A 1,936-nucleotide genomic window follows, 5' to 3' on the forward strand; every position below is an offset into this window, starting at 1 on the left:
GTGTAGTCGATGGCCACGGCCAGTTTCCTCTCAGTCGCCGCGGACCTCGGGGCGCCCGGTCTTCTCGTCGGGGCGTTTGCGAGGTGCCGCCTGGTCGGGGCGGATGGGGTGGGTCAGGCGGGCGAGCAGGCCACGGAGAGAGCGCACGGCGGATGGCGTCTCGTCGTCCGCGGCCTGCTCGCGTTCAGGCACCGAGTCAGGCGCCGAGTCAGGCGCCGGTCGACACGAAGACCGCGTCGTCGAAGCCCTGCGCGCCACCGAGCACGTGACGCAGCCGGTACTGGATGTCGTCCCGCTCGAACGATCCCTCCGCCGGGTCGATCTGCCCGCCGCCGAGCATCATTCCGGCGTCGGCCTTGACCCGCAGGTCCGGCGACTCGTGGCCACGCAGGAACGCCGCGAACACCGCCGGACGGGCGCTGTTCGGGTCGGGCAGCAGGTACCACGCGGTGTCACCGTTGGTCGTGTTGATCGAGGACAGCCACCGGTTCACCACGATCTGCGGGACCGTCAGCAGGCCGTTGCCGGCCTGGATAGTGGTCTTCGACGCCGAGGTCTGACGCACCTCGGTGGTGTGGACGATCTGCTGCGCCACCAGTTGCTGGCCCGGCGGGATCACGAGCACCGGTGTGCCGACGTCGATCGGGTTCCCGTCGGTGTCGACCGCGGTGTTGAGCTTCTCCAGACCAGCGTTCAGCGTGTCCTGGGTCAGCGCACCCGTGGCGGGCGTCCCGAGCCACGCCTTCGGGCCGGACGCGTCGCACAGCACCGAGGTGACCGTGTGGTCCTCGGTCGACCGGGCGCCGCGCGACAGCTGGCCGGGGGCCCGCTGGAACGCACCGAGGTCGTCGTTGATGTTCATCTCCCACGACCACTGCAGCCGGGCGCCCTTCTTGCCGACCGTGATCTCGAGCTCGGCCTCCGAGAGCGACCGGGCCGGGTACTCGCCGTACTCGGCCACGTCGTCGAGCAGACCGGCACCACCGAGGAAGTCGATGATCTTCTGCGGCCGGAAGTCGCGGACGGTGGTGCGGGCGGCGAACTGCTGCCACACCGGCGGACGCGCGGCGTACTGGGCGGCCAGGGTTCGGTTCAGGAAGTCCCCGAACAGGATCGGGAAGTCGCTGGTGGACATCGCCTCCCTGAGGTCGGCCTGCGCGTGCAGGTCGCCGTTGTAGGCGCGGACGAACAGGCGGCCAGCCTCGGCCACCCTGCCTCGGTAGGACTCCGACGCCATGCGTCGGTGGTAGCCGGACGGGCCCGCCTTGCGGGTCTGCTCGCCTTCGGCGACCGCTGCGGCCCCGGTGAGAAGGTTCGGCATGATCAGGGTCTCCTCTCAGACCTGGACGATCTCGACGGGGTGGACCTCGCCGGCGGTGGTGCCCTTGGCTTCGAGGATCTTCCCGAAGACCGGGTTGGCGCCGGTGTTGTCCGTGGTGGTCAGCGCCCTGGTGGACGTGACGATGAAGACCTTGTCGCCGACGGCGAGCGCGGTCGCGGTGCCGATGGCGAGGTCCCAGGCGCCGTCGATGGCGACGGTCGCGTTGGCGGCGTCGTTGCCTCCGTCGCCCTTGTCGGTCAGTGCGACACCGACGATGGTGCCGACGATGACCGGGTCACCGGACACGGTGCCGTCCGGAACGGGCAGGGACCGGGTCTTCGAGGGTGCGAACACCTGGTTCTTGGCCATCTCAGGCCTCCTTGGTGGTGGGGACGGTGCCGAAGACCGACTCGGCGAGGTCGTCGAGCTCGGCGTCGATGTCGTCGGACTCGTGGATGGTGCTGGCGGGCTTGGCGCCGAGGCCGCGGGGGCGACCCACACCGGCCTTCTCGGCGAGCTTTGCGATCGCGGCGTCGAACGCCGTACGGGTGGCGGCCTCGTCGAGCGAGCCGTCGTCGGCGTTGACGGCACGACCGGTGATGCCGGCGGTCTGGA

At 70.3% G+C, this 1,936-nt stretch carries 4 protein-coding genes; all 4 read right to left on the minus strand.

Annotated features, from left to right (window positions below; translation table 11 throughout):
* Positions 1-30 precede the first annotated feature (30 nt).
* Complete coding sequence (locus tag VGK78_RS09330) at positions 31-192, minus strand: hypothetical protein (protein ID WP_331527344.1); 162 nt, start codon at positions 190-192, stop codon at positions 31-33.
* A gap of 16 nt (positions 193-208) precedes the next feature.
* Complete coding sequence (locus VGK78_RS09335; RefSeq protein WP_331527345.1) at positions 209-1,321, minus strand: hypothetical protein; 1,113 nt, start codon at positions 1,319-1,321, stop codon at positions 209-211.
* 15 nt (positions 1,322-1,336) lie between these two features.
* A complete protein-coding gene (locus VGK78_RS09340) occupies positions 1,337-1,690 on the minus strand; it encodes a DUF2190 family protein (protein WP_331527346.1) in 354 nt (117 codons plus the stop codon).
* A 1-nt stretch (position 1,691) separates the two neighbouring features.
* Positions 1,692-1,936: hypothetical protein (locus VGK78_RS09345; RefSeq protein WP_331527347.1), on the minus strand; the 245-nt coding region annotated here is incomplete at its 5' end.

The organism is Nocardioides sp., assembly GCF_036503465.1.
In the GTDB taxonomy this organism is placed as follows: domain Bacteria; phylum Actinomycetota; class Actinomycetes; order Propionibacteriales; family Nocardioidaceae; genus Nocardioides.

Bases quoted from the DNA above. Each gene is read 5' to 3' on its own strand.
- VGK78_RS09335 (WP_331527345.1), bottom strand. From the start codon at position 1,321: ATGCCGAACCTTCTCACCGGGGCCGCAGCGGTCGCCGAAGGCGAGCAG.
- VGK78_RS09340 (WP_331527346.1), bottom strand. From the start codon at position 1,690: ATGGCCAAGAACCAGGTGTTCGCACCCTCGAAGACCCGGTCCCTGCCC.